Origin of the sequence: Delftia sp. WY8 (genome assembly GCF_018437695.1) — a bacterium.
Taxonomy (GTDB): Bacteria; Pseudomonadota; Gammaproteobacteria; order Burkholderiales; family Burkholderiaceae_C; genus Comamonas; species Comamonas tsuruhatensis.
In genome coordinates this window covers 5,842,384-5,869,266 of sequence record NZ_CP049795.1, presented here as the reverse complement: position 1 = coordinate 5,869,266, position 26,883 = coordinate 5,842,384, and the positions used below count along the sequence as shown (strand labels likewise).

Sequence of the window (26,883 nt, the reverse complement as noted above, 5' to 3'; positions counted from 1 at the left end):
TGCCGGATCAGGAACCGCGGCGGCGCAAACGGATGGCCAGCCCGCCCATCATCAGACTCAGCAGAGCCACAGCCCATTCGCTCAGTGAAGGAATCGCCGCTGCCGTGCCGCCGCCGACCGCCGCAGCAGGCACAACCAGTGCAGAGGGATCTTCCACCCGGCCGTTGGCCACCAGATCGTCATCACCCAGGCCACCATCGCGCAGCACGAAGGAGACGACGCGCCCCTGCAGCGTTGCCGGTATCCGATACCAGTGCTGCGTGGCGTTGTCGCTTGTGCGCCCCCACTTCCAGTACTCGGCACCGTTGGGCAGATCACTGGGATAGGTCAGCTTGACAGTCACGAGCGCACCCGCATCACAGCCATCGGTATTCAGCTTCAGCAGTCCGTGGGGCACCACAGCCCCCGGACGCGGTGTGCCAGGCGCCGCCATGACCTGAGGCGGCTCGGCCAGGCGGCAGTTGATACCGCCGCCGGCGACTTCGCCCGATACCGCCATCTGGCCCGACCCGGTGATGTTGAAGCGGTTGGCCTGGTCCACAGGACCTGCAGCAGCCGCCAGCAACGGATAGCTGGCAGTCACAGCCGCATGGACCCCATCGCTCACGCTCAGTTGCAAGCTGGCCGAACCGGCCACCGATGCCAGATAGACGGCGGAGCGAAACTGCTCCGACACCTGAGCGGGGCTGCCGCGCAACTGTATGCCCGGCTGCGCGGCATCGGCGTCCTCCAGTCCAAGCACCTGCCCGTTGCTGGCAACAATGGACAGCGTCACGACAGGGCTGTCGGCATCTGCCACCTGCACATCGGCCAGATCGGCCGCCTGGCCAACCACCACGGATTGCGCATTGGCGGGCAAGCCACTGAGCGATGGCGCCTGCCCACCGAAATTCAGACCCAGCAAAATCGGATTGTGGTCGCTGGAACGATAGGCCGTCGGCGCATAGAAGCCGGCCTGCTGGTCCAGCGACTTGAACTCGAGGTTGTAGTCCAGGACTTCAGGCTCCTCGGCATTGATGGCCCACTTGACCGCGCGCCCCACGCTCGGCTGCAGGCTGGCACTTACCAGCACATGGTCCAGCGAGCCCCACATTCCATCGAACGCATAGGACAGGCCCTGAGACACCTTGGCGTAGCCGCCATCCTCCAGCGCCTTGATGGGGTCCTCCTTCGAGTACGCATTGAAATCCCCGACCAGCACCACATGCGGACTGGTCGTGCCTGTGGGCCGGGTTGCCAGCCAGCTGCTCAGTTGCTCGGCCGTCTTCACACGCGCGGCGTTGTTGGCGCCCTGGCCGTCAAGTGCGTCTGCATTGCCGGGGCTGCTAAGCACACTGCCCTTGGATTTGAAGTGATTCACCACCAGCGTGAACTGCTCCGTGCTGCCGCCTACCGCAAAAGTCTGTGCAATCGGTACGCGAGCGCCGCCAACGCCTGGGTTGAAGGCGTCGTAGGTGGTGACGCTGGGTGCCGCTGCGCTGCCCACCGGTGTGACACGATCGCTGCGATAGAGGATGGCCACGGTGATCGCATCCGTGCCAGCACCCGCCACCGTACCTGAAGCCTCGCTGAAAGGCGCCTTGACCACCGCATACACGGCGCCGGCAGGCTTGTCCGCACTCGCGTTCAAGGCGTCGGCCAGATCCTGGATGGCGCTGCCCGGGCCAAAGCCGTTGTTCTGCACCTCCATCAGGCCATACACATCGGCGCCCAGCCCCAGCAGATTGGCCACGATCTTGGCGCGCTGCCTGTCCAGCTCGGCAATGCTGTTGGCACCACGAATACCCTGCTGATTGCCCAGGGGCGTGCTGAACATCACCTGGGAAGAGCCGCTGGTGGCGCCCGTCAGGTTGAAGAAATTGAGCACGTTGGCCGAGGCAATCTTGAGCGATGCCGCCCCCACAGCCTGCTGCAACTGAGCAGCCGAGGGACGCACCGCCCCCGAGAACTGCGGCGTCTGCGTGGGCTGTACGCGGTAGCTGGTCAGATACGGCTCGCTGGCAGCTGCATCCGAGAACTGATCGAGCACGCCGATGACACGGTCCACGCCATCGCCGGCACGCAGCGTGTTGGAGGCCGACAGAGACTGTCCGCCGCGGCCCGGCACAGAGGCTGGATTCTGTGCGCCAGAGCGATCATCCAGAATGATCTGGCTGCGCTGCAATGTCTGCACATAGGCGGCATAGCCCGTCACGCTGGGCGCATTGAGTTCGGTGTACTGCGCCAGCGGCGCGTCGGCAGACAGCGTGACATTGCCGTAGCGGCCCAGCGTGCGGTTGTCGCTCACCACCAGCTTGCCGCCCGCAGTGGCGGACGCGACCTCCACACGCATCCCCTCCAGACGCTCCCACTGCCCCATGTCGCTGACAGGCAGCGTGACGCGCACGGGCTCCGGCAAGGCGGCCGCGCCACGGACCACGAAGTCCGTGACGGCGCTGAGCTGGGTCTGGTTGCGAAACTCGCTCACCGAGGCGGAGACCTGCACCAGCTTGCCTACCGTGCCCTCATCCACCCCGGGATTCGCATTGCCGTAATAGACGAAGACGCCCTCCGAGGTGGCAGCATCGCCATCGGAATCCGCCTCCTCCTCCTGCACGAAGAAGCCGCTCAACCCTGACATATAGGCCGTTACCACGGCGCTCACTGTCACCTTCTGCCCCACCAGGGGAGACTGGTCGCCGGAACCCTGGAGTGCAGAAATTCTGGTGATGGGCGGCTCGTCCCCCGTCGTGAAGCCCAGCGCCGTGCCGGTCCACACATTGCCCGAGGTATCCAACACCGGCTCGCCCACGGGAACCAGGCTGTAGGACGTATTGACCGCCAGCCGTACACCGGCGTTGAGCGTGATGGTCGAGCCACTGAATTTCACCTTCGCCGCATCGCCAGCCTGCAGCATTGCCACCACGGTGCTGCCCTGGCGCAGTTCGAAGCTGCCGCTACCGGGTTTCACCGCCTCATCAAAGCTCAGCTTGATTTCGGGATTCAGCGCCACCCCGGTTGCCGCCGCAGCAGGAATGGTGGCCTGCACAGTGGGTGGCGTGGTATCGGGCAGTGCCAGGGCGATGGAGACATCGTCAACGGCCAGGCCGTGATCGTTGCCCACATCATTGAGTTCGACCCAACGCAGCCACAACGTGGCCCCTGGCGCCCAGCCCAGACCGCGCAGATCGCCGCCCACATCATTCACCCGTCCGGCCACATTGCCATCCACCGGGGCGGCAGTACCGGTAGCGATCGGCGATTTCCAATTGAAATTCGCACCGGCAGGCAGCCATTCAGGCACATCGGCAAAGGTCGCGCCCATGCCGTACTCCAGCTCCATGGGCTGCTCGGAGGTGTTGCCGCCATTGCGCCATTGCTCGCCACTGAATCGCAGGCTGATCCCATCCACCGCGCCGCCCGTGTCATTGCGCATCGCCAGTGCAATCCAGCCGGCCACGGCACCCTGGGAGGGGCTGCCAAAGTAAGCTCCACCCGATGCCACGCCACCCAATGCACGGTCCGCATCCAGCCCCAGGCTGTAGAAGCTGCCGGCATTGGACGCGCCATTGCCTGCCGCATATGCAGTGATGGCCGCCAGGCTCCTGTTGAAGAGAAACCAGCCCGGCAGGGTGCTGTCATTGGCCCAGGCCAGCCCCGTCCCGGACGCGGCCAGGGTGTCGAAATTCTGCGCATAGGTGCCAGTGAAAGGAACCTGCGCCCATACGCCGGCGGAGGCCGAAAGAAGCAGGCCTGCACCATACAGACGCCAACGATGGCGCTGCAGCGGCGGACTCATCGGATTGGCCGGGTTGAACATAAACGGAATCAGCGTGCGGGCAATGGACATGGATGTGCAATAAAAAAATAATGCGCATCCCCCCGTGGTTGCGCAACTTTCGGTTTATCGCGCATGGACATGACCAGCCTGTGACTCGGCGGATGCTCCCGCGTCCTACGCGCAGACTGGCCGCTCACCCATCTGCCACTCCCCACACGGCATGCATCATTGCACCCAGTTTCTGAATCGTTTCATTGCCGGCCCTGGGGCATTTCCTCCTCCCTCCCTCTCATTCCCCCAGGAAGCCTTCAAAAAGGCACCGGCTCTTTCTTCCCAGGCCAGCGCAAGCCGCTGGCCTTTTTCTTGGGCGCGCCTCGTCGCCACAACCATCCTCGTCACCCGTCTTGAACGCGCCACGTCGCTGGTGGCTTTTCGTGCGTCCGCACACTCCCACACTCTTTTTCTTACTCATAACTTACAAAATATTCATTCCCGTGATATACACGCGCATCTCCCACTGAAAATCATCATCGCCATGACATCCGACTACAGGGCCCTGCTGCAACAAAAAGCCGATCTTGAGAAAAAGATCGACGCTCTGATCAAGCACGCAAGAACGGATGCGATCACTGAAGCAAAGGCCATGGTGCAGCAATATGGCCTGACGAAAGAGGATGTCTTCCCCTCCGCCAGGATCAAACCTCGCAAGACCGGACAGCGCAGCGTGGGCGAACCCAAATTCCGCAACCCCGAAACCGGCGCAACATGGACAGGCCGCGGAAAGCCGCCCAAGTGGATAGAAGGCAAGGACCGCGCAAGCCTCGCCATCTGATCGCCAGCCATATTCAGGCGCGATGCCATACCATGTGCTTCCATCACCAGGAGCAAGCACACATGAGCAAACAGAACTCGGACACGCTGTTGGCTGCAGAACTGGCCGACCACTTCATAGAAGTCATTTTGTCGACCAAGCCCGAACTGCTGGTGTCGGGCATCGGCGGAGTGGCAGACCTGAACCACATACAGCATGGAGCCAAGGCCCTGGCACATTTCCGCCTGACGCTGATCCAGGAACTGTCCCAGCAGCCCATGCCCGACATGAACAGCCACTGAGGCGGGCGCGAGGCAACGAACAGGCAAGAAAAAACCGCCACACACTGAGGTCTTCAGTGTGTGGCGGTATCTTGGATGGTGGAGCTGGCGGGAATTGAACCCGCGTCCGCAAGCCTTCGCCGGGCAGATCTACATGTTTAGCGTTCTGTTTTGAGTCTCGCCTCCCGAGTCGCGCAGGCGCACGCTACCCGGGATGCCAGCTTCCTTGGATCTTGCCACGTACTAAGAAGCCCAGCACGCAGCCAGCTGATGTGAATTCCCTTGCAGCCGGGAGGTATTGCTACCCCCTTGCCCAGCCCATCAGCGTGCTGTTGCAAGGCTCACCGGATTTAAGCGGCGAGTGCGAAACGTTCGTCGTTTGCAGTTAGTTTTTTGAATGGAGATTTACGAGCGTCAATCAAGCTCGACATGCACCACACCGGTCCCGAACCCACGTCGAAACCAGGACAGCCCCAAGGCTCCTATCTTAGCCTCTTTCCAGCAGTTTCAAGAGCTCCAGCGGAGAATTGATTTGCGCATCCGCCTGCCAGTGCAGCGTATCGCCGGCTGCGCCAAGGTAGCCGTAGCAAGCCGCCACGGTCTTCATGCCTGCGGCCTTGCCTGCAACGATGTCGCGCTCGTCGTCACCGACATAGACAAAACTCTCGGGAGGAAGGCCGATACGCGCGGCAGCCTCCAGCAAGGGTGCAGGATGGGGCTTTGCATGGGGCGTGGTGTCGCCGCTGACGACGGCTGACGCAGTTGCGAACAGCGGCATCTGTTGCGTCAGCGGATCGGTAAAGCGCATGGACTTGTTCGTGACCACGCCCCAGGGCATGGACACAGCCTGGAGTCGCGCAATCAGTTCCTCGACACCCTCGAACGCATAGGTGCGCTCTGTCATGCATTGCTCGTAGTTGCGGAAGAACTCCTCGCGCATCTGCGCAAACTCGGGCGAGTCGGGCGTGAGCCCGAACCCCACCCCCAGCATGCCCCGCGCCCCCGCGCCCGCCATGGGTCGATATCGCTCATAGGGAATTGAAGGCATACCCCGATCCGTACGCATCCTGTCTGCGGCTGCACCCAGGTCTGGTGCACTGTCGATCAAGGTGCCGTCCAGATCGAACAGCACGGCTCGGACTTCTTTCCACATGCGGCTTACCCTTCGGCCCGGCGCGTGGCCAGCATGTAGTTCACAGATGTGTCTGCACTGAGCCAGTAGCGCCCTGTGATGGGGTTGTGCTGCAGGCCTTTGCTGGCCTGCAGATCAAGGCCAGCCTGACGGGCGAACATGGCGAGTTCGCTGGGCTGGATCAGTTTCGCGTACTCATGCGTACCCTTGGGAATCATCTTGAGCAGGTATTCTGCCGCGACGATGGCCAGACCGAAGGCCTTTGCACTGCGGTTGATCGTGGAGAAGAACACCCAGCCGCCAGGCTTGACCAGCTCAGCACAGGCCGATACCACGGAGGCGGGATCGGGCACATGCTCCAGCATCTCCATGCAGGTCACCACGTCAAAGGAACCAGGCTGCTCCTGTGCCAGACGCTCCACACTCACTTCGTGGTAGTGGATGTTGGGCGTACCCGTCTCCAGTGCATGCAGCTGGGCCACGCGCAATGCCTTGGTGGCCAGATCGATGCCAACCACTTCGCGCGCACCCTTGCGCGCCATGGAGTCGGCAAGGATGCCGCCGCCACACCCGACATCCAGAATTCTGCGCCCCTTCAAGGGAACTTGCGCATCGATCCAGTCCAGCCGCAGCGGATTGATCTGATGCAGGGGTTTGAACTCACTTTCCGGGTCCCACCAGCGATGGGCCAGGCTGGAGAATTTCTCCAGCTCCGCCGGGTCGGCGTTGAGGTTGATTGCGTTGCTCATGGAGTCGATTGTCGGCGATTGCAGCGACCGTTCAGCCATAAAAAAAGCCCCGTTGCCGGGGCTTTTGCGAGAAGCAATCGAAAGATTACTGGGCGGCGCGGGTGCCGACCACTTCGATTTCCACGCGACGGTTCTTCGCGCGGCCTTCCTTGGTCTTGTTGTCGGCGATGGGCTGCTTTTCGCCCTTGCCTTCAGTGTAGACGCGGTTCTTTTCGATGCCCTTGGACACCAGGTAAGCCTTCACAGCTTCAGCGCGGCGAACCGACAGCTTCTGGTTGTAGGCGTCAGAGCCAACGGAGTCGGTGTGACCGACGGCGATGACCACTTCCAGGTTGATACCCTTGACCTTGGAGGCCAGGTCATCCAGCTTGGCCTTGCCTTCGGGCTTCAGAACCGACTTGTCGAAGTCGAAGAAAGCGTCGGCAGAGAAGGTCACCTTGGAGGCCACGGCCGGAGCGGGTGCCGGTGCGGGTGCGGGAGTTGCCGGAGCGGGCGTTGCGGCGGGAGCCACAGCGGCGGCCACAGGCTTCAGAGCGCCGTCGCAGTCAGCAGCTGCAGTGGCGGGCGTCCAGTTGGCATCGCGCCAGCACAGTTCGTTCGTGCCGTTCTTCCACACCAGTTCGCTGGTGCCGTTTTGCCAGTTGTCGATGGTCTTGCCACCGTCAGCAGCCTTCACTTGTGCGCCAGCGGCCGTTGCGAGGGCGGCAGAGGCAAACAACATCGCCACTTTGTTCAGTTTCTTCATGGTTCTCCTCTTGGGGAAAAAGCCGCAGCAGGGCTGCGAATCTGTGGACGTCATCAGTGACCATCACCAAAAACGTTGAATTGATTGTGCCATACGTCACATGCAGACGGACCGCCAAGCGGGGGCCAACAAGTAGGACAGCGGCGGAATTCCAGGGTTATGTTGCTCGGCTGCTACACGTCATTCGACCTAAAATGGGCCTTTTCCCGCCGTCAGAGTATCGCCACACATGACCCAGTTTGCTAAAGAAACCCTGCCCATCAGCCTCGAAGAGGAGATGCGTCGCAGCTATCTCGATTACGCAATGAGCGTGATCGTGGGCCGGGCGCTGCCCGATGCGCGAGATGGTCTCAAGCCTGTGCATCGGCGCGTGCTTTTTGCCATGCACGAGCTCAACAACGACTGGAACCGGCCGTACAAGAAGTCGGCGCGTATCGTCGGCGATGTGATAGGTAAATACCACCCGCACGGCGACAGTGCGGTGTACGACACCATCGTGCGCATGGCGCAGGATTTCTCGCTGCGCCACATGCTGGTGGACGGTCAGGGCAACTTCGGTTCGGTGGACGGGGACAGCGCGGCGGCGATGCGTTACACCGAAATCCGCCTGTCCAAGATTGCCCATGAAATGCTGGGCGATATCGACAAGGAAACGGTCGATTACGGCCCGAACTACGACGGCAGCGAGCGCGAGCCGCTGGTGCTGCCTGCGCGGCTGCCCAATCTGCTGGTCAACGGTTCCTCGGGCATTGCCGTGGGCATGGCCACCAATATTCCACCGCACAACCTCAACGAGGTGGTGGACGCCTGCCTGCACCTGCTGCAGACGCCCCAGGCCACCATCGACGAGCTGATGGAGATCATCCCCGCGCCCGACTTCCCGACGGCCGGCATCATCTATGGCATCAACGGTGTCAAGGAGGGCTATCGCACGGGTCGCGGACGCGTGGTGATGCGTGCCAAGTGCCACTTCGAGGACATCGACCGCGGCCAGCGCCAGGCCATCATCGTCGATGAGCTGCCCTACCAGGTCAACAAGAAGACGCTGCAGGAGCGCATGGCCGAGCTGGTGCACGAAAAGAAGATCGAGGGCATCAGCCACATCCAGGACGAGTCCGACAAGTCGGGCATGCGCCTGGTGATCGAGCTCAAGCGCGGCGAAGTGCCCGAGGTCGTGCTCAACAACCTGTACAAGCTGACCCAGCTGCAAGACACCTTCGGCATGAACATGGTGGCGCTGGTCGATGGCCAGCCCAAGCTGTGCAATCTGAAGGATCTGGTCGAGGTCTTCCTGCAGCACCGCCGCGAAGTGGTCACGCGCCGCACGGTCTATGAACTGCGCAAGGCGCGCGAGCGCGGCCATGTGCTGGAAGGCCTGGCGGTCGCGCTGGCCAACATCGACGACTTCATCGCCATCATCCGCAACGCGCCGACGCCGCCTGTGGCCAAGGCCGAACTGATGACGCGCAACTGGGACAGCAAGCTGGTGCGCGAGATGCTCACGCGCACCCGCACCGATGGCGGCGTGGTCAACGCCGACGACTACCGCCCCGACGGCCTGGAGCGCGAATTCGGCATGCAGGCCGATGGCCTGTACCGCCTGTCCGAGACCCAGGCCCAGGAAATCCTGCAGATGCGCCTGCAGCGCCTGACCGGCCTGGAGCAGGACAAGATCGTCGCCGAGTACAAGGACGTGATGTCCATCATCGAGGACCTGCTGGACATCCTGTCCAAGCCCGAGCGCGTGTCGGCCATCATTGGCGACGAACTCAAGCAGATCAAGGCCGAGTTCGGCCAGAGCAAGGTTGGAGCCCGCCGCAGCACGGTCGAGTACAGCGCGCAGGACCTGTCCACCGAGGACCTGATCACGCCCACCGACATGGTGGTCACGCTCAGCCACACGGGCTACATCAAGAGCCAGCCGCTGTCCGAGTACCGCTCGCAAAAGCGCGGCGGCCGCGGCAAGCAGGCCACGGCCACCAAGGAAGACGACTGGATCGACCAGCTGTTCATCGCCAACACGCACGACTACCTGCTGTGCTTTTCCAACCGCGGCCGCCTGTACTGGCTCAAGGTCTGGGAAGTGCCGGCGGGCTCGCGCGGTTCGCGTGGCCGCCCCATCGTCAACATGTTCCCTCTGCAGGATGGCGAGAAGATCAACGTGGTGCTGCCGCTGACGGGCGAGTACCGCAGCTTCCCGGCCGACCACTATGTGTTCATGTCCACCAGCATGGGCACCGTGAAGAAGACGGCGCTGGACGAGTTCTCCAACCCGCGCAAGGCCGGCATCATCGCCGTGGGCCTGGACGAGGGCGATTTCCTGATCGGCGCAGCCCTCACCGACGGCAAGCATGACGTGATGCTGTTCAGCGACGGCGGCAAGGCCGTTCGATTCGACGAAAACGACGTGCGCCCCATGGGCCGCAACGCGCGCGGCGTCAAGGGCATGACCCTGGAAGAGGGCCAGAGCGTGATCGCGATGCTGGTGGCCGAGGACGAATCGCAAAGCGTGCTCACGGCCACGGAAAACGGCTACGGCAAGCGCACCTCCATCGTCGAGTACACGCGCCATGGCCGAGGCACCAAGGGCATGATTGCCATCCAGCAGTCCGAGCGTAACGGCAAGGTGGTCGCCGCCACCCTGGTCCACGCCGATGACGAAATCATGCTGATCACCGACACTGGCGTGCTGGTGCGTACCCGGGTGTCGGAAATCCGCGAGCTGGGCCGAGCCACCCAGGGCGTGACGCTGATCTCGCTGGACGAAGGCGCCAAGCTGGGCGGCCTGCAGCGCATCGTCGAAAACGATGCCAACGAAGTCGAGGGCGAGGCCACGGGCGAGGAAGCCCCGGGCGGCGACGAAGCCGCTGCCGAAGGCACGGGCGAGCCCGCCTGATGACCCGGCCGCCGCTGGGGCTGCCTCCCACACCGGGAGTGCAGCCGTAGCGGCGGCCCAGATTTTTGACAGTTGCAGGCCCGGCCCGAACTGGCGCCTGCGCGTGACTTGACAGTGAACTCCATGAACCGCCCTTACAACTTCTCCGCCGGCCCTGCCGCCATTCCCGCCGAAGTGCTGCAGCAGGCAGCCGCCGAAATGCTCGACTGGCACGGGTCCGGCATGAGCGTGATGGAGATGAGCCACCGCGGCAAGGAGTTCATCTCCATCTACGAACAGGCCGAGGCCGATCTGCGCGAGCTGCTGGCCGTGCCGCCCGAATTCAAGATTCTGTTCATGCAGGGCGGCGGCCTGGCCGAGAACGCCATCGTTCCGCTGAACCTGTCGCGCGCCGGCACGGTGGACTTCGTGCTCAGCGGCAGCTGGAGCCAGAAGTCGGCCAAGGAAGCACGCAAGTACGTGGCCGATGCACACATCGCAGCCAGCGGCGAGGACAGCCAATTCACCACCCTGCCCGCCCCTGAAAGCTGGCAACTGAGCCGTGGCGCCAGCTACGTACACATCTGCAGCAACGAAACCATCCATGGCGTGGAGTTCCAGGAACTGCCCGACCTGAAGGCGCTGGACTGCGATGCTCCGCTGGTGGTGGATTTCTCCTCGCACGTGGCCTCGCGCCCCGTCGATTGGAGCCGCGTGGGCCTGGCGTTCGGCGGTGCGCAAAAGAACCTGGGCCCGGCCGGCCTGACCCTGGTCATCGTGCGTGAGGACCTGCTGGGCCACGCCCTGCCCGCCTGCCCTTCGGCTTTCGACTACAAGACCGTGGCCGACAACCAGTCGATGTACAACACGCCGCCCACCTGGGGCATCTACATCGCGGGCCTGACCTTCCAGTGGATCAAGCGCCAGACCGAAGGCGGCCTGACCGGCGTGGCGGCCCTGCAGGCGCGCAATATCGCCAAGGCCGACCTGTTCTACCAGTACGTGGACCAGTCCTCGTTCTACGTGAACAAGGTCGCTGCCAATTGCCGCTCGCGCATGAACATCCCTTTCTTCCTGCGCGACGAGTCGCGCAATGACGCCTTCCTGGCCGGAGCCCGGGAACGCGGCCTGCTGCAGCTCAAGGGCCACAAGTCCGTCGGCGGCATGCGTGCCAGCATCTACAACGCCATGCCCATCGCTGGCGTGCAGGCGCTGGTGGAGTACATGCGCGAATTCGAACAGCGCAACGCCTGACCGACCACACCCCCTTCCATGAGCACCCCACCCCAAGCCTCTCCCGATCTGGCGCATCTGCGCGTGCAGATCGACGATATCGACCAGCAACTGCTGGATCTGCTGAACCGACGCGCCCGCGTGGCCGAGCAGGTCGGCGAGGTCAAGAAGCGGGAAGGCACGCCCTTCTTCCGCCCTGACCGCGTGGCCCAGGTCATCCAGAAGATCGAGTCCGCCAACCCCGGCCCGCTCAAGAACGCCCATGTCTCGGCGATCTGGCGCGAGATCATGTCGGCCTGCCTGGCTCTGGAGTCACCCCAGCGCGTGGCCGTGCTGGGCCCGGCGGGCACGTTCTGCGAGGAAGCGGCCATCCAGTATTTCGGCGGCGCGGCCGACCTGATGTACTGCAACAGCTTCGACGAGGTGTTCCACGCCACGGCCGCGGGCAGCGCGCAGTACGGAGTGGTGGGCGTGGAAAACTCCAACGAAGGCGTGGTCACGCGCTCGCTGGACATGTTCCTGCATACGCCCTGCCACGTGGTGGGAGAGGTCAGCCTGCTGGTGCGCCACAACCTGCTGCGCAGCACCAACACGACCGAAGGCATCAAGGTGGTTGCGGCTCACCCCCAGGCCCTGGCCCAATGTCAGGGCTGGCTGTCCAAGCATCTGCCGCATGCCGAACGCCGCCCGGTGTCCAGCAACGCCGAAGGCGCCCGCCTGGCGGCGCTGCACCCCGACATCGCCGGCCTGGCCAGCGAACGCGCGGCCCAGCAATTCGGCCTGCACGTGGTGGCGCATGCCATTCAGGACGATGCCTACAACCGTACGCGCTTCGCCGTCATCTGCCTGCCGCACACGCTGGCGACGCCCGCGCCCAGCGGGCAGGATTGCACCAGCATCATCATCTCCGTGCCCAACCGTCCCGGCGCCGTGCATGACCTGCTGGTACCGCTCAAGCGGCACGGCGTCTCCATGACGCGCTTCGAATCGCGCCCCGCACGCACCGGCCAGTGGGAGTACTACTTCTACATCGACCTCGAAGGTCACCCGGCCCAGCCCAACGTGGCCAGCGCGCTGCAAGAGCTGCGCGAGCTGTGCGCCTTCTACAAGGTGCTGGGCACCTATCCGGTCTCCAAGTGATGCAGCCGTTCGAACAACTGGGGTTGATCGGCTGCGGCCTCATGGGCGGCTCGTTCGCGCTGGCGCTCAAGCAGGCCGGGCTGGTCAAGCGTGTCGTGGGCTACAGCAAATCCCCGTCCACCACCGAGCGCGCACGCCAGATGGGCGTCATCGATGTGGAGGCACCCTCGGCCCTGCTGGCCGCCGCCGGCGCAGACCTGGTGCTGCTGGCGGTGCCCGTGGCGGCCACCGAGGCCACGCTCAAGTCCATCAAGCACCTGGTCACGCCCGGGATGATGATCATGGACGTGGGCTCCACCAAGGTCGATGTGGTGCATGCCGCCCGCTCGGCATTGCGCGACCAGCTCGGCTCCTTCGTGCCGGCCCACCCCATTGCGGGCAAGGAAGTCTCGGGCGTCGAGCATTCCGACCCCCAGCTGTACAAGGGCGCACAGGTCATCCTGACGCCCACGGAACGCACACTGACCGAGCACCTGCAAAAGGCCCAGTCCCTGTGGGAGCTGCTGGGCTGCCGCGTGCGCGCCATGTCGCCAGAAGCCCACGACAGCGCCTTTGCCACGGTCAGCCACCTGCCGCATCTGCTGGCCTTCGCCATGATGCAAAGCGTGATCACCCAGCCCGATTCCGATGAGGTGCTGTCCCTGGCCGGCCCCGGCTTCCGTGACTTCACGCGCATTGCAGCAGGCGACCCCAAGATGTGGCGCGATGTGCTGCTGGCCAACAGCGAACAGGTGCTGGCGCAGTCGCGCCAGTTCCAGCAGGCGCTGCAGCAACTCGAATGCCTGATCCAGGCCGGCGACGGCCAAGGCCTGGAAGACCACCTGACCCTGGCCAGCGCGGCGCGTGCCCACTGGCGCATGGGCGTACCGCGCCGCTGACGCGCAACGGCGGCCGCGCTCCAAGCGCCCCCGAGCGCATCTGTGGATTGCGGCCAGCGCGGCCGCAATGCCTTCCGACAGCCTGTTTGCCTCCGAATTGCCATGTTCAGTACCGCCTTCCTCGATATCCCCCCTCTTTCCCGCGCTCAGGGCACGGTGAGCCTGCCAGGCTCCAAGAGCATCTCGAACCGCGTGCTGCTGCTGGCAGCGCTGAGCCAGGGAACGACCGTGGTCCACGACCTGCTTGACTCGGACGACACGCGCGTCATGCTCCGGGCCCTGCAGCAACTGGGCTGCACGGTGGAGCCCACCTCCATCACCCTCGGCCAGCCTGTGCGCATCACCGGCCTGGGCGGCGTCCTGCCCTCCGGCGCCAGTGCCGAGCTGTTCATGGGCAACGCCGGCACGGCCATGCGGCCGCTGACGGCTGCCCTGTCCGTGCTGGGCGGCGACTTCCAACTCAGCGGCGTGCCGCGCATGCATGAGCGCCCCATCGGCGATCTGGTCGATGCGCTGCGCCAGCTCGGCTGCCGCATCGACTATCTGGGCAACGAGGGCTTTCCTCCGCTGCACATCCGCCAGCCCGATCTCTCGCAGCTGCCGCACAGCCCCATCCAGGTGCGTGGCGATGTCTCCAGCCAGTTCCTGACCTCGCTGCTGATGGCGCTGCCGCTGCTGGCCACCACGCGCGACATCACCATCGAAGTCGTGGGCGAGCTGATCTCCAAGCCCTACATCCATATCACGCTGGAGTTGCTGGCCCGCTTCGGCATCGCCGTGCACAACGAGAACTGGCAGCGCTTCACCATCCCGGCCGGCAGTCGCTACCGCTCGCCGGGCGAGATCCATGTCGAGGCAGACGCCTCGTCGGCCAGCTACTTCATCGCACTGGGCGCCATCGCCTCGGACAGCGCCGAAGGCATCCGCATCCTCGGCGTGGGACTGGACTCCATCCAGGGCGATATCCGCTTTGTCGAAGCCGCGCGCGCCATGGGCGCCGAGGTGGAGGGAGGCCCGAACTGGCTGCGCATCCGCCGTGGCGCCTGGCCGCTCAAGGCCATCGACCTGGACTGCAACCACATCCCCGATGCCGCCATGACGCTGGCCGTCATGGCCCTGTATGCCGATGGCACGACCACGCTGCGCAACATCGCAAGCTGGCGCGTCAAGGAGACCGACCGCATCGCGGCCATGACCAAGGAGCTGCGCAAGCTGGGCGCCGAAGTCGAGGAAGGCGCGGACTTCATCCGCGTCACACCACCCGCATCCACCGCCGCATGGCGCGCGGCCAGCATCCACACCTACGACGATCACCGCGTGGCCATGTGCTTCTCGCTGGCGGCCTTCAACCCGGCCGCCCTGCCGGTGCGCATCGAAGACCCCAAGTGCGTCGCCAAGACCTTCCCCGACTACTTCGAGGCCCTGTTCTCGGTCTGCGAGACCGCCCGTGCCCGCATCCCCGTGATCTGCATCGATGGCCCCACCGCCTCCGGCAAAGGAACCATCGCCGCCGAGGTGGCCGAGGCCCTGGGCTACCACCTGCTGGACTCGGGCGCGCTGTACCGCCTCACAGGACTGGCCGCGTCGCGGGCCGGCATGGTGCTGGACGAATCCCACGCCCCGCAGATTGCCGCGCTGGCGCGCGCGCTGCCCGTGCGCTTTGATGCCGAGCAGCGCATCTGGCTGGGCGACGAGGATGTCACCCTGATCCTGCGCAGCGAGGAGTCGGGCATGAACGCCTCGCGCGTCTCGGCCCTGCCGGCCGTGCGCGATGCACTGGTGGACCTGCAACTGTCCTTCCAGCAGCTGCCGGGACTGGTCGCCGACGGCCGCGACATGGGCACGGTGATCTTTCCCCATGCTCCCCTCAAGGTCTATTTGTCGGCCTCCGCCGCCTGTCGCGCCGAGCGCCGGCATAAGCAGTTGATTTCCAAAGGAATTGCCGCTAACATAAGCGCCCTTCGGGCAGACCTTGAAGCACGCGATGCGCGGGACATGAACCGCAGCGTTGCCCCCCTCAAGCCCGCCCAGGATTCCATGCTGCTTGACAGCTCCGAGCTTTCCATCGAAGAGGTGGCAGAGCAGGTGCTTTCATGGTGGCAGGAACGCCAGCCGTTCGGCCGCGACTGATTGCCAGTTGCGCCGCACGGTCGGCAACCCGCCCTCAGGGCCCAGACATGGCGGCACCGCCCCGTGTACGGCCCGAGGTTCATAGACTCCAACCCCGTGGTTGAACCCACAACACCTCCGCAAACAGTCCTAGAAACGCTTGGCAATGGTGCCAACGGAAACCTGTTTGCGGGCAAGGAAATACATGTCTGAATCTTTTGCCTCCCTGTTTGAAGAATCGCTGCAACGCACGGAAATGCGTCCTGGCGAGGTCATCACCGCTGAAGTCGTGCGCGTCGAGCACAACTTCGTCGTCGTGAACGCTGGCCTGAAGTCGGAAGCCTATGTGCCGATCGACGAATTCAAGAACGACCAGGGAGAAATCGAAGTCCAGGTGGGCGACTTTGTGTCGGTCGCCATCGGCTCGATCGAAAACGGCTACGGCGACACCATCCTGTCGCGCGACACCGCCAAGCGCCTGGCCTCGTGGCTGGCTCTGGAAAAGGCCCTGGAATCGGGCGAATTCGTGACCGGCACGACCTCCGGCAAGGTCAAGGGCGGTCTGACGGTGCTGGTCAACGGCATCCGCGCCTTCCTGCCCGGTTCGCTGATCGACACCCGTCCGATCAAGGACCTGACTCCGTACGAAAACAAGACGATGGAGTTCAAGGTCATCAAGCTGGACCGCAAGCGCAACAACGTGGTGCTGAGCCGCCGCGCCGTGGTCGAAGCCTCGATGGGCGAAGAGCGCGCCAAGCTGATGGAGACGCTGAAGGAAGGCGCCATCGTTCAAGGCGTGGTCAAGAACATCACCGAATACGGTGCGTTCGTGGACCTGGGCGGCATCGACGGCCTGCTGCACATCACCGACATGGCATGGCGCCGCGTGCGTCATCCTTCGGAAGTCGTGCAGGCTGGCCAGGAAATCACGGCCAAGATCCTCAAGTTCGACACCGAGAAGAACCGTGTCTCGCTGGGTCTGAAGCAAATGGGCGACGACCCGTGGATGGGCGTTTCGCGCCGCTACCCCTCCAGCACCCGCCTGTTCGGCAAGGTCACGAACATTGCCGACTACGGCGCGTTCGTCGAGCTGGAACCCGGCATCGAAGGCCTGGTGCACGTCTCCGAAATGGACTGGACCAACAAGAACATTGCTCCGACCAAGCTCGTGACCCTGGGTGACGAAGTCGAAGTCATGGTGCTGGAGATCGACGAAGACAAGCGTCGCATCTCGCTGGGCATGAAGCAGTGCAAGGCCAACCCCTGGCAAGAGTTCGCGCAGAACACCAAGCGCGGCGACCGCGTCAAGGGCCCGATCAAGTCGATCACCGACTTCGGCGTGTTCGTGGGTCTGGCTGCCGGTATCGACGGCCTGGTGCACCTGTCCGACCTGTCCTGGAACGAGCCCGGCGAAGCTGCCGTGCGCAACTACAAGAAGGGCCAGGAAGTCGAAGCCATCGTGCTGGCCGTGGACGTCGAGCGCGAGCGCATCTCCCTGGGCATCAAGCAGCTGGACAGCGATCCCTTCACGACCTTCGTGACCGTGAACGACAAGGGCCAGATCGTGTCGGGCAAGGTCAAGACGGTGGACGCACGCGGTGCTGAAATCGATCTGGGCGAAGACATCGTCGGCTACCTGCGCGCTTCGGAAATCGCCGTGGACCGCGTGGAAGATGCCCGCTCGGTGCTGAAGGAAGGCGACGAGATCACCGCCGTGGTGGTCAATGTGGATCGCAAGACCCGCAACATCCAGCTGTCGATCAAGGCCAAGGACCAGGTTGACCAGCAAGAAGCCATGGCTTCCCTGTCCGCCCAGTCGGCCAAGGAAAACGCCGGCACGACCAGCCTGGGCGCCCTGCTGCGCGCCAAGCTGGACAACTCCGACAAGTAATCAGCAGCCAGTCTGCTGACCGCTGAAGGTCGGATGCGACGGGTGCCTCCGGGCGCCCGTCGCCATTTCAACCCCTGATTCCTATCCTTGATGACCCGATCCGATCTCGTCGAAGAACTCGCAGCACGCTTTGGCCAACTGAGCCAGCGCGACGCCGAGCAGGCCGTCAAGACGATTCTTGACGCCGTCAGCGATGCCCTGGTGCGCGGCCATCGCATCGAAATCCGCGGCTTTGGAAGTTTCTCGGTCAACCACCGCCCGCCCCGCATGGGCCGCAATCCCCGCAGCGGCGAGGCCGTCCACATTCCGTCCAAGCGCGTGCCGCACTTCAAGCCCGGCAAGGCCCTGCGCGAAGCCGTGGACCTGCGCCCCGGCGCGGCGCCCGACACGGTTGCCGCCAGTTCCGCAGGCACCGGCCCTGCCGCCTGAAAGCCGGCTTGCCGGCTGCGCGCACTGCAGCCGTCGTCACCGCCAGGCTCTAGAATCGTTCCCGTCACACAAGGGAACACATGAAGTACTTCCTGTGGCTGCTCAAGGCGGCCATTTTTTTTACGCTGTTCGCCTTCGCACTGAACAATCAGCAGGACGCGACGGTGCACTTCTTCTTCGGCACCTCCTGGACTGCGCCGCTGGTACTGGTGGTGCTGGCCGCCTTCGCCCTGGGCCTGATCGTGGGCGTGCTGGGCATGGTGCCGCGCTGGCTCAAGCACCGCAATGCCGCGCGCTCGACCCAGGGCACCGCGCCTGCAGCCGAAGGAGCGGCGCCAGCCACGGCGCCCAAGGCGCCCCCCTCCCCCATCCTGCCGGGCGACGTGCATGGAATTTGATCTGAGCTGGATACTGCTGGGCCTGCCCGTGGCCTTCGTGCTGGGCTGGCTGGCCTCGCGCTGGGACCTGAGGCAGATCCGCGCCGAAAACCGCCAGGCGCCCAAGGCCTATTTCAAGGGCCTGAACTTCCTGCTCAACGAGCAGCAGGACAAGGCCATCGACGCCTTCATCGAAGCCGTGCAGAACGACCCCGACACCTCGGAGCTGCACTTCGCCCTGGGCAATCTCTTTCGCCGCCGCGGCGAATACAACCGCGCCGTGCGCGTGCATGAGCACCTGCTGTCGCGCGGCGACCTCAGCCGCGTGGACCGCGACCGCGCCCAGCACGCGCTGGCCCAGGACTTTCTGAAGGCAGGCCTGCTCGATCGCGCCGAGGACGCGCTGCGCCGCCTGGAAGGCACGGCTTTCGAGGCCGAGGCCCGCCTGGCCCTGCTGGCCATTTACGAGCGCTCGCGCGACTGGACACAGGCCGCCGCCATTGCTCGCCGCATGCAGGATGCCAACCAGGGGGACTTCAGTGGCCGGCTGGCGCACTACCTGTGCGAAGACGCCCAGTCCTTGCTCACGCAGGGCCAGCAGGCCGAGGCGCTGCAGCGGCTGCAGCAAGCCATCACCACAGCACCCCAGGCTGCGCGACCGCGCCTGGAGCATGCCCAGTTGCAGCATCGCATGGGGCAATCGGCCCAGGCCTTGCAAACGCTGGAAAGCCTGGCCGAGCAGTCCCCCGCCGCGCTGCCGCTGGCAGCTCAGTTGCTGGTGGACATCGCAGCCGCCACAGGCCAACGCCAGCATGTCCACCAGCTGCTCAGCCAGCAATACGCCCAGGCACCTTCGCTGGACCTGCTGCAGGCGTTGGTTGCGCTGGACGCTCAAATTGAAGAACAGAGCACCGATGGTGAAACCAAGGCACCGGGACGCGCCCGCCTGGTCCAGCATCTGGACCGGGAACCTTCCCTGGTGGCTGCTGCGCAGTGGCTGGCTGGCGAGAAACTGTCCGAGGAGCAATACCACCCAGCCGTGCAACGCGCGCTGGACCACGCCGCCAAACCGCTGACCCGCTACCGCTGCGCGGCCTGCGGCTTCGAGGCGCGCCAGCATTTCTGGCACTGCCCCGGCTGCCAGAGCTGGGACAGCTACCCGGCCCGGCGCGTCGAGGAGCTGTGATGGGCCGGGGTGGCGAAAGGCGGCCATATCCCCGGCACCGCGTCACCCCCATTGGCAAACACGGCATGGCCAGTGTATTTTCAGAGTATTCCTAGAAACCGCCCTGGAGGGCGCGTGGCCATTGGCTTTGGGCGCGTGCGGCCGTGCCTGCGCCGGCCTCCTGGAGCCCGCGACTGCCTGGCGGCACGCCAGAGGCCTGCATAAGATGCTTCTGGGTCGCAATGTTGCGGCCCTCAACATTGAGGGATCAGGAGGTTTGTATGTTCAGAAAATTGATGGCTGGCTTCATTGCGCTGTTGTGGTCCGTGATGGCTTTGGCCGCTGTGGAAGCCAACAAGGCGAATGAAGCCGAACTGACATCCATCAAGGGCATAGGCCCGGCCATGTCGGCACGCATTCTCGAGGAACGCAAATCCGCCCCCTTCAAGGACTGGCCCGACTTCATCGCACGGGTCAAGGGTGTGGCGGAACCGACCGCCACCAAGTTTTCGGGCGAAGGCCTGACTGTCAACGGCAGCAGCTACAAAGGCCACAGCGCCAAGCCTGATGCCAAGGACACTGCGGCCAAGGGGGGCAAGGACACGGCGGCCCAGGGCGCCAAGCCGACCAAGGAGCAGGCGGCAAAGCCGGCCACTCCAGCCAAGGCCGGCTCGGCCTCCTGAAGACGCGAACTGTCTCTATCCAACCCGCTTCGGCGGGTTTTTCATGCGTACGACCCTCGGGGTATGCGCGGCCATAGCCTGAAACATGCTCAGGTTTTCATAGCGAAGCAAAAAACCTTGCCCGTAAAATGGACCGCCCATGCCCCTGATCACCCTCATACTCCTACCCTTCATCGGCAGCCTGATTGCCGCAATGCTGCCCGCCAATGCGCGCAATACGGAGTCGACTCTGGCCGGCGTGATCGCATTGGGCTGTGCCATACAGACCGCATTGCTGTTTCCACAGATCGCCGATGGGGAAGTGCTGCGCCAGGAGATCGAGTGGCTGCCGGCACTGGGACTGAACCTGGTGATCCGCATGGACGGCTTTGCCTGGATGTTCTGCATGCTGGTGCTGGGCATAGGCTCGCTGGTCGTGCTGTATGCGCGCTACTACATGTCGCCGGCCGATCCAGTGCCGCGCTTTTTCTCTTTCTTTCTGGCCTTCATGGGCGCGATGGCGGGCGTGGTGCTGTCGGGCAACATCATCCAGATTGCCTTCTTCTGGGAGCTGACCAGCCTCTTCTCCTTTCTTCTGATCGGATACTGGCACCATCGCAAGGATGCACGCCGCGGCGCGCGCATGGCGCTGACGGTGACGGGCACAGGCGGCCTGGCCATGCTGGCCGGCATGCTGGTGCTGGGCCACATCGTGGGCAGCTATGACCTGGACAACGTGCTCATCGCCGGCCAGCAGGTGCGTGACCACCAGCTGTACCTGATCGCACTGGTGCTGATCCTGCTGGGCGCGCTGACCAAGAGTGCGCAGTTCCCGTTCCACTTCTGGCTGCCGCACGCCATGGCCGCGCCCACGCCGGTGTCGGCCTATCTGCACTCCGCCACCATGGTCAAGGCCGGCGTGTTCCTGCTGGCGCGCATGTGGCCCGTGCTGGGTGACACCGATGCCTGGTTCTGGCTGGTGGGCGGAGCCGGCGCGGCAACCCTGCTCATCGGCGGCTATCTGGCCATGTTCCAGCACGATCTCAAGGGATTGCTGGCCTATTCGACGATTTCCCACCTGGGCCTGATCACGCTGCTGCTGGGCCTGAACAGCAAGCTGGCCGCCGTGGCTGCGGTGTTCCACATCATGAACCACGCGACCTTCAAGGCCTCGCTGTTCATGGCCGCGGGCATCGTCGACCATGAAAGCGGCACGCGCGACATCCGCCGCCTCTCCGGCCTGCGGCACATGATGCCCATCACGGCCACGCTGGCCTGCGTGGCCAGTGCGGCCATGGCGGGCGTACCGCTGCTCAACGGCTTCCTGTCCAAGGAGATGTTCTTCGCCGAGACCGTCTACCTGGATGCCGCTCCCTGGGTGCGCACGGCCTTGCCGGTGGCCGCCACGGTGGCGGGCATGTTCAGCGTGGCCTATTCGCTGCGCTTCACCATCGACGTCTTCTTCGGCCCCAAGGCCACCGACCTGCCGCACGACCCGCACGAGCCTCCGCACTGGATGCGCGTGCCCGTCGAGCTGCTGGTGCTGGCCTGCCTGGTGGTGGGCATGCTGCCGGCGTGGGCCGTGGGCAGCTTTCTCGCAGCGGCCGCCACGCCCGTGGTCGGCGGCGACCTGCCCGAGTACAGCCTGGCCATCTGGCACGGCTGGAACATGCCCTTGATCATGAGCCTTGTGGCGTTGATTGGCGGCATCCTGCTGTACATGCTGCTGCGCTGGCAGCGCCAGGCCGGCCATATGGATACCGCGCCGCTGGTGGGGACGCTCAGCGGCCAGCGTGTTTTCGAGAACCTGCTGGCCCGCCTGTCCCTGCTGGGCCGCTGGTCGCGCCGGCGCCTGTCCACCATGCGCCTGCAGTGGCAGATGCTGTGGCTGGTCTGCACCGCCGTGCTGGCGGGCGTTCTGCCGCTGTGGCTGCAAGGCATCAAGCTTGGAGACCGGAGCATGCTGCCGCTGTCGCCCGCCTTCGTGATGCTGTGGGCCGTGGGCATTCTCTGCGCCCTGGGTACGGCCTGGAAGGCCAAGTACCACCGGCTGACGGCGCTGATCATGCTGGGCGGCGCCGGGCTGTGCACCTGCCTGACCTTCCTGTGGTTCTCGGCGCCTGACCTGGCGCTGACCCAGCTGGTCGTCGAGGTCGCCACCACGGTGCTGATGCTGCTGGGCTTGCGCTGGATGCCCAAGCGCGACAAAAGCCTGCACATTCCCGTGCTGTCCGCCGAGCTGCGCGCCCGCTCGCGCCGCATGCGTGACCTGCTGCTGTCGCTGGTTGCAGGTGGCGGCATGGCCTGGCTGGCCTTCGCCATGATGAGCCGCCCCTTCTATGACGGGGCCTCCACCTTCTTCCTGGAACATGCGCTCAGCGATGGCGGCGGCACCAATGTGGTCAACGTCATGCTGGTGGACTTCCGGGGCTTCGACACCTTCGGCGAGATCGTGGTGCTGGGCATCGTGGCCCTGGTCGTCTATGCGCTGCTCAGGCGCTTTCGCCCGGCCCGCGAGACGCTGGACCTGCCCGAGCAGCAGCGCTACATGCCTGGCGACCTGCAGACCGATCTGTTCAATCCGCGCAACGCAGGCGATACGGCCGTGGGCTACCTGATGGTGCCCGCCGTGCTGGTGCGGCTGCTGCTGCCGTTTGCCGCCCTGGTTTCCGTCTACATCTTCATGCGTGGCCACAACGAGCCCGGCGGCGGCTTCGTGGCCGGCCTGGTGTTCTCGGTCGCCTTGCTGATGCAGTACATCATCTCCGGCACGCAGTGGGTCGAGGCCCACCTGCCGATCTTCCCGCGCCGATGGATCGGTGTCGGCCTGCTGTTCGCACTGGGTACCGGCATGGGCTCCATCGTGGCCGGCTATCCCTTTCTCACCAGCCACACCTTCCATATGACCCTGCCAGTCGTCGGCGACGTGCATCTCGCCAGCGCCCTGTTCTTCGACATCGGTGTGTTCTCGCTGGTGGTCGGCGCGACCATGCTCATTCTGACGGCCATCGCCCACCAATCGGTGCGCAGCCACCGCTACCACGCCCGTCTGCTGGAGGAGCAGCAGCAACAGGCCGAAGAGGCCGAAGCCGCCGTGCAGCAAGCCACCGCTGCAGCGCTTGCACGAGGAGGTTTCTGATGGAAGTCGTGCTTGCCATTGCCATCGGCGTACTGACGGGCTCGGGCGTGTGGCTGCTGCTGCGCCCACGCACCTACCAGGTCATCATGGGCCTGGCCCTGCTGTCTTACGCAGTCAACCTGTTCATCTTCAGCATGGGCCGCCAGGGCCTGGCCATCGACAAGGAGCCCGTGCTGCGCGCCGGCGTGCCGCAGGATCTTGCGCACTATGCGGACCCCATGCCGCAGGCGCTGGTGCTCACGGCCATCGTGATCGGCTTTGCCATGACGGCACTGTTCCTGGTGGTGCTGCTGGCATCGCGCGGCACCACGGGCACCGACCATGTGGACGGAGCCCATTCCCGCACCGAGCAGGAGATGCCATGAACGAGCTGACCGCCCGTCTCATGCCGCACCTGATGCTGGCGCCCATCGTGCTGCCCATGCTTTCGGCAGCGCTGATGCTGTTGCTGCGCGAAGAGCGCCAGCGCCTCAAATTCGCTCTTGGACTGGTATCCACCCTGATGGGGCTGGGCGTGGCCGTGATGCTGATGCTGTGGACCGACCAGGCCGGCGCGCCCGTCAACCTGGGCGTCTACATGCCGGGCAACTGGCCCATGCCCTTCGGCATCTCGCTGGCACTGGACCGCCTGACCGGCATGATGCTGGTGCTGACCTATACGGTGGCCCTGGCCTCGCTGGTCTTCTCCAGCGCCCGCTGGCACCGCGCGGGGATGCACTTTCACTCGCTGTTCCAGTTTCAGCTGATGGGCCTGAGCGGCGCCTTCCTCACGGCGGACCTGTTCAACCTGTTCGTGTTCTTCGAGATCATGCTCGCGGCCTCCTATGGACTGGTCCTGCATGGTTCCGGGCGGACGCGCATCCAGGCGGGCCTGCACTACATCGCCATCAATCTTGCAGCCTCGTCGCTGTTCCTGATCGGCGTGTCCATGCTCTACGGCCTGACCGGCACGCTGAACATGGCCGACCTGGCACGTGCCATCCCCCAGGTCAGCAGCGACGACCGCGGGCTGCTGCATTCGGCCGCTGCCATCCTGGGCATTGCCTTCCTGACCAAGGCAGCCATGTGGCCGCTGAACTTCTGGCTGGTGCCGGCCTACAGCGCAGCCACCGCTCCCGTGGGCGCCGTGTTCGCGCTCATGACCAAGGTGGGCGTCTACGTGGTGCTGCGGCTGTGGACGCTGCTGTTCAGCTCCGAGGCCGGCGCCTCCGCCCTGTTCGGCAGCACCTGGCTGATCGTCGGCGGCATGCTGACCATGGCCTTCGGCGGCCTGGGCATGCTGGGCTCGCAGCGCCTGACGCATATCGCAGGCTTTGCGGCCGTTCTCTCTTCGGGCACCTTGCTGGCCGCCACGGGCTTTGGCCAGAACGCCTTGACGGCGGGGCTGCTGTACTACCTGCCCAGCTCCACCCTGGCCGTGAGCGCCCTGTTTCTGATCGCCGACGTGGTGGACCGCTGGCGCGTGGATGACGATGCGGGCGAGCCCTATGAGGATGACGAGGCTCCCTTCCTCAACGCCGAACTGCTGCCCACGGAGGGCTTCAACCTCGACGAATCCGAAGAGGTGCTGATCGGCCGCGCGATTCCCGCAGCGGCCGCCTTCATCGGCCTGAGCTTCATGCTGGCCACCCTGGTGGTCACCGGCCTGCCCCCGCTTTCGGGCTTTGTGGGCAAGTTCGCCATGCTGTCTGCCCTGCTCAACCCGCTGGGCCTGGGCAACTCCAGCGGCTTCCAGGCCGGCTGGGCCGGCTGGGCGCTGGTGGCGCTGATGATCGCCACGGGACTGCTCGCCCTGCTGTCGCTGGTGCGCGCCGGCATACGCCATTTCTGGGCGACCGAGGAGCAGAACTCGCCCTCGTTGCGTGTGGCCGAAGGCCTGCCCATCGCCGTGCTGCTGGCCTGCTGCGTGGCGCTCACCGTGCAGGGTGGCCAGCTGATGGGCTACACGCAGCGTGCGGCCGATGCGCTGCTGGCGCCCGATGTCTATGTGCGCTCCGTCATGGGCACGCAGCCGGAGCCGAGCCCGGCAGAAAAGAAGGCGCGGCTGGAAGCCGGCCCCGAAGGCGCCGCGCGCGCCGCTGCCCAGGCCAGCGGCGCCCCCATGCCCGCAGGCATAGGCGATGCAGGCCCAACGGCCGGCAAGGAGGATTCCCGATGATGAAAACCCTGCTGCCCGCGCCGCTGCTGTCGGTGGCGCTGTTCCTGCTGTGGCTGCTGCTCAACCGCTCGTTCAGCAGCGGCCAGATCCTGCTGGGCGCCTTGCTGGGCCTGTTGCTGCCGCTGCTGCTGCGCGGCCTGCGCCCCTTGCCCGTGCGCGTGCGCCATCCGCTGACCATCGTGCGCCTGGGGCTGCGCGTGGTCTGGGACACCTCGGTGTCCAACTTCAACGTCGTGCGGTTCATGCTGTTTCCGGGCATGCGCAAGCACCCGGCCAACTTCGTGCGCATCCCGCTGGAACTGCGCGACCCCAACGGCCTGGCCGTGCTCGCCATGATCGTGTGCATCACGCCCGGCACGGCCTGGGCCGAGATCTCGCGCGACCGCTCCCAGCTCATGCTGCATGTGCTGGAGGTCGATGACCCCGAAGAGATCGTCCAGCACGTCAAGCGCTCCTACGAGCGCCCCCTGATGGAGATTTTCGAATGATGCCCTGGTTCCACTGGACTTTGATGTTCGCGCTGGGCCTGCTGGTCGCCGCCATGGGCTGCGCCGTGCTGCGCCTGCTCAAGGGCCCGCACGCCCAGGATCGCGTGCTGGCGCTGGACTGCATGTACCTCAACGGCATGCTGGCCATGCTGCTGATGGGCATCATCTATGACAGCACCAGCTATTTCGAGGCCGCCCTGCTGGTTGCGCTGTTCGGCTGCGTGGGCTCCACGGCCATGGCCAAGTTCCTGCTGCGCGGCGAGGTGATCGAATGATGCCGGAAACCACCACGCTGCCGCTGTGGTGCCAGATCCTGGTGGCTGTGCTGGCGCTGGGCGGCGCCATCATCGCCTTTCTGGGCTCCATGGGCCTGTGGCGCCTGGACAGCTATTTCGAGCGCGTGCATGCGCCTTCCATCATCGCCACCATGGGCTGCTGGCTGATCATGCATGCCACCTGGATCTACTTTTCCGTCAGCGGACAGAGCCTGGCCGTGCATGCGCTGCTGATTGCGGTGTTCATCTCGGTGACCGTTCCCATCACGACCATCTTCCTGATGCGTGCAGCCCTGTTCCGCGCACGCCGTGCGGGCCAGGACGTGCCGCCACCGCTGAGCAGCGTCGTGCGCAACGAGCCGGCCGAACACCCGGACGTCTGAAGCGCAATCGGGCCTGAAAATACCCGCCGATGCGGCAGGCAGCGGCAGGCAAAAGCCCTACTGCCAACTGTCCAGCATACGAATTCGCCCACGGCTGCGTCAATGCGCCAAAGCACCCGGTGCGCGAGCCCCGCGGCTATGAGTTTGTGAGCGTATAGTGCAGTCATCATCTGCGCTGGCAACGTATTTGATGGAACGGCCAC

22 protein-coding genes and 1 other RNA gene are annotated in these 26,883 nt (G+C 64.8%); 18 read left to right on the top strand and 5 right to left on the bottom strand.

Translation table 11 applies throughout. The features are described 5' to 3' along the window. Positions 1–7: 7 nt before the first annotated feature. Positions 8–3,829, bottom strand: coding sequence for an ExeM/NucH family extracellular endonuclease (locus G4D77_RS26770; RefSeq protein WP_154833931.1), 3,822 nt, complete (start codon positions 3,827–3,829; stop codon positions 8–10). 466 nt (positions 3,830–4,295) lie between these two features. Between G4D77_RS26770 and G4D77_RS26765 the strand changes: the two genes are divergently transcribed. Further along, positions 4,296–4,592 carry an H-NS histone family protein gene (locus G4D77_RS26765; RefSeq protein ID WP_016449506.1) on the top strand — a complete coding sequence of 99 codons (297 nt, stop codon included), beginning with the start codon at positions 4,296–4,298 and terminating at the stop codon, positions 4,590–4,592. Between the two features lie 62 nt (positions 4,593–4,654). Then, entirely contained in the window at positions 4,655–4,873 is a 219-nt protein-coding gene (locus G4D77_RS26760; protein ID WP_016453327.1) for a hypothetical protein, read from the top strand. Positions 4,874–4,949: 76 nt separating this feature from the next. Here the strand turns inward: G4D77_RS26760 and ssrA are convergent. From ssrA to ompA, 4 genes are all read right to left on the bottom strand, one after another. Next, positions 4,950–5,327, bottom strand: a transfer-messenger RNA (tmRNA) gene (gene ssrA, locus G4D77_RS26755). 12 nt (positions 5,328–5,339) lie between these two features. Further along, complete coding sequence (locus G4D77_RS26750; protein ID WP_016449508.1) at positions 5,340–6,005, bottom strand: HAD-IA family hydrolase; 666 nt, start codon at positions 6,003–6,005, stop codon at positions 5,340–5,342. 5 nt (positions 6,006–6,010) lie between these two features. Next, positions 6,011–6,733, bottom strand: coding sequence for a bifunctional 2-polyprenyl-6-hydroxyphenol methylase/3-demethylubiquinol 3-O-methyltransferase UbiG (ubiG, locus tag G4D77_RS26745; RefSeq protein ID WP_017406940.1), 723 nt, complete (start codon positions 6,731–6,733; stop codon positions 6,011–6,013). Positions 6,734–6,818: 85 nt separating this feature from the next. Further along, positions 6,819–7,478 (bottom strand): outer membrane protein OmpA, encoded by a 660-nt coding sequence (gene ompA / locus G4D77_RS26740; RefSeq protein ID WP_016449510.1) that lies wholly within the window; start codon positions 7,476–7,478, stop codon positions 6,819–6,821. A 229-nt stretch (positions 7,479–7,707) separates the two neighbouring features. Here ompA and gyrA point away from each other — a divergent pair, with 229 nt between their 5' ends. From gyrA to G4D77_RS26660, 16 genes are all read left to right on the top strand, one after another. Further along, positions 7,708–10,374, top strand: a complete 2,667-nt coding sequence (gene gyrA, locus G4D77_RS26735) for a DNA gyrase subunit A (protein ID WP_016454362.1) — start codon at positions 7,708–7,710, stop codon at positions 10,372–10,374. Between the two features lie 123 nt (positions 10,375–10,497). Further along, on the top strand, positions 10,498–11,607 hold the full coding sequence (serC, locus tag G4D77_RS26730) for a 3-phosphoserine/phosphohydroxythreonine transaminase (RefSeq protein ID WP_154833929.1): 1,110 nt from the start codon (positions 10,498–10,500) through the stop codon (positions 11,605–11,607). 18 nt (positions 11,608–11,625) lie between these two features. Further along, positions 11,626–12,726 (top strand): prephenate dehydratase, encoded by a 1,101-nt coding sequence (gene pheA / locus G4D77_RS26725; RefSeq protein WP_016454364.1) that lies wholly within the window; start codon positions 11,626–11,628, stop codon positions 12,724–12,726. Further along, a complete protein-coding gene (locus G4D77_RS26720; protein ID WP_016449514.1) occupies positions 12,726–13,604 on the top strand; it encodes a prephenate dehydrogenase in 879 nt (292 codons plus the stop codon). The genes pheA and G4D77_RS26720 overlap by 1 nt, the downstream gene beginning before the upstream one ends. A gap of 102 nt (positions 13,605–13,706) precedes the next feature. Continuing rightward, the gene (locus G4D77_RS26715; RefSeq protein ID WP_154833928.1) at positions 13,707–15,734 is read left to right on the top strand and encodes a bifunctional 3-phosphoshikimate 1-carboxyvinyltransferase/cytidylate kinase; all 2,028 of its coding nucleotides are present in this window, start codon (positions 13,707–13,709) and stop codon (positions 15,732–15,734) included. A 184-nt stretch (positions 15,735–15,918) separates the two neighbouring features. Beyond that, positions 15,919–17,604, top strand: coding sequence for a 30S ribosomal protein S1 (gene rpsA / locus G4D77_RS26710; RefSeq protein WP_016449516.1), 1,686 nt, complete (start codon positions 15,919–15,921; stop codon positions 17,602–17,604). 90 nt (positions 17,605–17,694) lie between these two features. Further along, complete coding sequence (locus G4D77_RS26705; protein ID WP_017404723.1) at positions 17,695–18,033, top strand: integration host factor subunit beta; 339 nt, start codon at positions 17,695–17,697, stop codon at positions 18,031–18,033. An 80-nt stretch (positions 18,034–18,113) separates the two neighbouring features. Next, positions 18,114–18,431 carry a LapA family protein gene (locus tag G4D77_RS26700; protein ID WP_047218011.1) on the top strand — a complete coding sequence of 106 codons (318 nt, stop codon included), beginning with the start codon at positions 18,114–18,116 and terminating at the stop codon, positions 18,429–18,431. Next, entirely contained in the window at positions 18,421–19,596 is a 1,176-nt protein-coding gene (gene lapB / locus G4D77_RS26695) for a lipopolysaccharide assembly protein LapB (RefSeq protein WP_016449519.1), read from the top strand. The genes G4D77_RS26700 and lapB overlap by 11 nt, the downstream gene beginning before the upstream one ends. A 260-nt stretch (positions 19,597–19,856) precedes the next feature. Further along, positions 19,857–20,258 (top strand): ComEA family DNA-binding protein, encoded by a 402-nt coding sequence (locus G4D77_RS26690; protein WP_016449520.1) that lies wholly within the window; start codon positions 19,857–19,859, stop codon positions 20,256–20,258. Between the two features lie 139 nt (positions 20,259–20,397). Then, positions 20,398–23,376: a monovalent cation/H+ antiporter subunit A gene (locus G4D77_RS26685; RefSeq protein ID WP_016450500.1), complete on the top strand. Its 2,979-nt coding sequence runs from the start codon at positions 20,398–20,400 to the stop codon at positions 23,374–23,376. Then, positions 23,376–23,741, top strand: coding sequence for a Na+/H+ antiporter subunit C (locus tag G4D77_RS26680; protein WP_016450499.1), 366 nt, complete (start codon positions 23,376–23,378; stop codon positions 23,739–23,741). Before G4D77_RS26685 ends, G4D77_RS26680 begins: the two co-directional genes overlap by 1 nt. After that, positions 23,738–25,534 carry a monovalent cation/H+ antiporter subunit D gene (locus G4D77_RS26675; protein ID WP_154833927.1) on the top strand — a complete coding sequence of 599 codons (1,797 nt, stop codon included), beginning with the start codon at positions 23,738–23,740 and terminating at the stop codon, positions 25,532–25,534. The genes G4D77_RS26680 and G4D77_RS26675 overlap by 4 nt, the downstream gene beginning before the upstream one ends. Beyond that, positions 25,531–26,022: a Na+/H+ antiporter subunit E gene (locus G4D77_RS26670; protein ID WP_016450497.1), complete on the top strand. Its 492-nt coding sequence runs from the start codon at positions 25,531–25,533 to the stop codon at positions 26,020–26,022. Before G4D77_RS26675 ends, G4D77_RS26670 begins: the two co-directional genes overlap by 4 nt. Then, positions 26,019–26,297, top strand: a complete 279-nt coding sequence (locus G4D77_RS26665; protein WP_012206532.1) for a K+/H+ antiporter subunit F — start codon at positions 26,019–26,021, stop codon at positions 26,295–26,297. The genes G4D77_RS26670 and G4D77_RS26665 overlap by 4 nt, the downstream gene beginning before the upstream one ends. Further along, entirely contained in the window at positions 26,294–26,680 is a 387-nt protein-coding gene (locus tag G4D77_RS26660) for a monovalent cation/H(+) antiporter subunit G (protein ID WP_016450496.1), read from the top strand. The genes G4D77_RS26665 and G4D77_RS26660 overlap by 4 nt, the downstream gene beginning before the upstream one ends. Positions 26,681–26,883: the final 203 nt, after the last annotated feature.

Coding starts and splice junctions, on each gene's coding strand:
- G4D77_RS26720 (WP_016449514.1), top strand. CDS start 12,726: ATGCAGCCGTTCGAACAACTGGGGTTGATCGGCTGCGGCCTCATGGGC.
- pheA (WP_016454364.1), top strand. CDS start 11,626: ATGAGCACCCCACCCCAAGCCTCTCCCGATCTGGCGCATCTGCGCGTG.
- G4D77_RS26660 (WP_016450496.1), top strand. CDS start 26,294: ATGATGCCGGAAACCACCACGCTGCCGCTGTGGTGCCAGATCCTGGTG.
- G4D77_RS26700 (WP_047218011.1), top strand. CDS start 18,114: ATGAAGTACTTCCTGTGGCTGCTCAAGGCGGCCATTTTTTTTACGCTG.
- G4D77_RS26765 (WP_016449506.1), top strand. CDS start 4,296: ATGACATCCGACTACAGGGCCCTGCTGCAACAAAAAGCCGATCTTGAG.
- lapB (WP_016449519.1), top strand. CDS start 18,421: ATGGAATTTGATCTGAGCTGGATACTGCTGGGCCTGCCCGTGGCCTTC.
- ubiG (WP_017406940.1), bottom strand. CDS start 6,733: ATGAGCAACGCAATCAACCTCAACGCCGACCCGGCGGAGCTGGAGAAA.
- G4D77_RS26770 (WP_154833931.1), bottom strand. CDS start 3,829: ATGTCCATTGCCCGCACGCTGATTCCGTTTATGTTCAACCCGGCCAAT.
- G4D77_RS26665 (WP_012206532.1), top strand. CDS start 26,019: ATGATGCCCTGGTTCCACTGGACTTTGATGTTCGCGCTGGGCCTGCTG.
- G4D77_RS26715 (WP_154833928.1), top strand. CDS start 13,707: ATGTTCAGTACCGCCTTCCTCGATATCCCCCCTCTTTCCCGCGCTCAG.
- rpsA (WP_016449516.1), top strand. CDS start 15,919: ATGTCTGAATCTTTTGCCTCCCTGTTTGAAGAATCGCTGCAACGCACG.
- gyrA (WP_016454362.1), top strand. CDS start 7,708: ATGACCCAGTTTGCTAAAGAAACCCTGCCCATCAGCCTCGAAGAGGAG.
- G4D77_RS26760 (WP_016453327.1), top strand. CDS start 4,655: ATGAGCAAACAGAACTCGGACACGCTGTTGGCTGCAGAACTGGCCGAC.
- G4D77_RS26670 (WP_016450497.1), top strand. CDS start 25,531: ATGATGAAAACCCTGCTGCCCGCGCCGCTGCTGTCGGTGGCGCTGTTC.
- serC (WP_154833929.1), top strand. CDS start 10,498: ATGAACCGCCCTTACAACTTCTCCGCCGGCCCTGCCGCCATTCCCGCC.
- G4D77_RS26705 (WP_017404723.1), top strand. CDS start 17,695: ATGACCCGATCCGATCTCGTCGAAGAACTCGCAGCACGCTTTGGCCAA.
- G4D77_RS26750 (WP_016449508.1), bottom strand. CDS start 6,005: ATGTGGAAAGAAGTCCGAGCCGTGCTGTTCGATCTGGACGGCACCTTG.
- ompA (WP_016449510.1), bottom strand. CDS start 7,478: ATGAAGAAACTGAACAAAGTGGCGATGTTGTTTGCCTCTGCCGCCCTC.
- G4D77_RS26675 (WP_154833927.1), top strand. CDS start 23,738: ATGAACGAGCTGACCGCCCGTCTCATGCCGCACCTGATGCTGGCGCCC.
- G4D77_RS26685 (WP_016450500.1), top strand. CDS start 20,398: ATGCCCCTGATCACCCTCATACTCCTACCCTTCATCGGCAGCCTGATT.
- G4D77_RS26690 (WP_016449520.1), top strand. CDS start 19,857: ATGTTCAGAAAATTGATGGCTGGCTTCATTGCGCTGTTGTGGTCCGTG.
- G4D77_RS26680 (WP_016450499.1), top strand. CDS start 23,376: ATGGAAGTCGTGCTTGCCATTGCCATCGGCGTACTGACGGGCTCGGGC.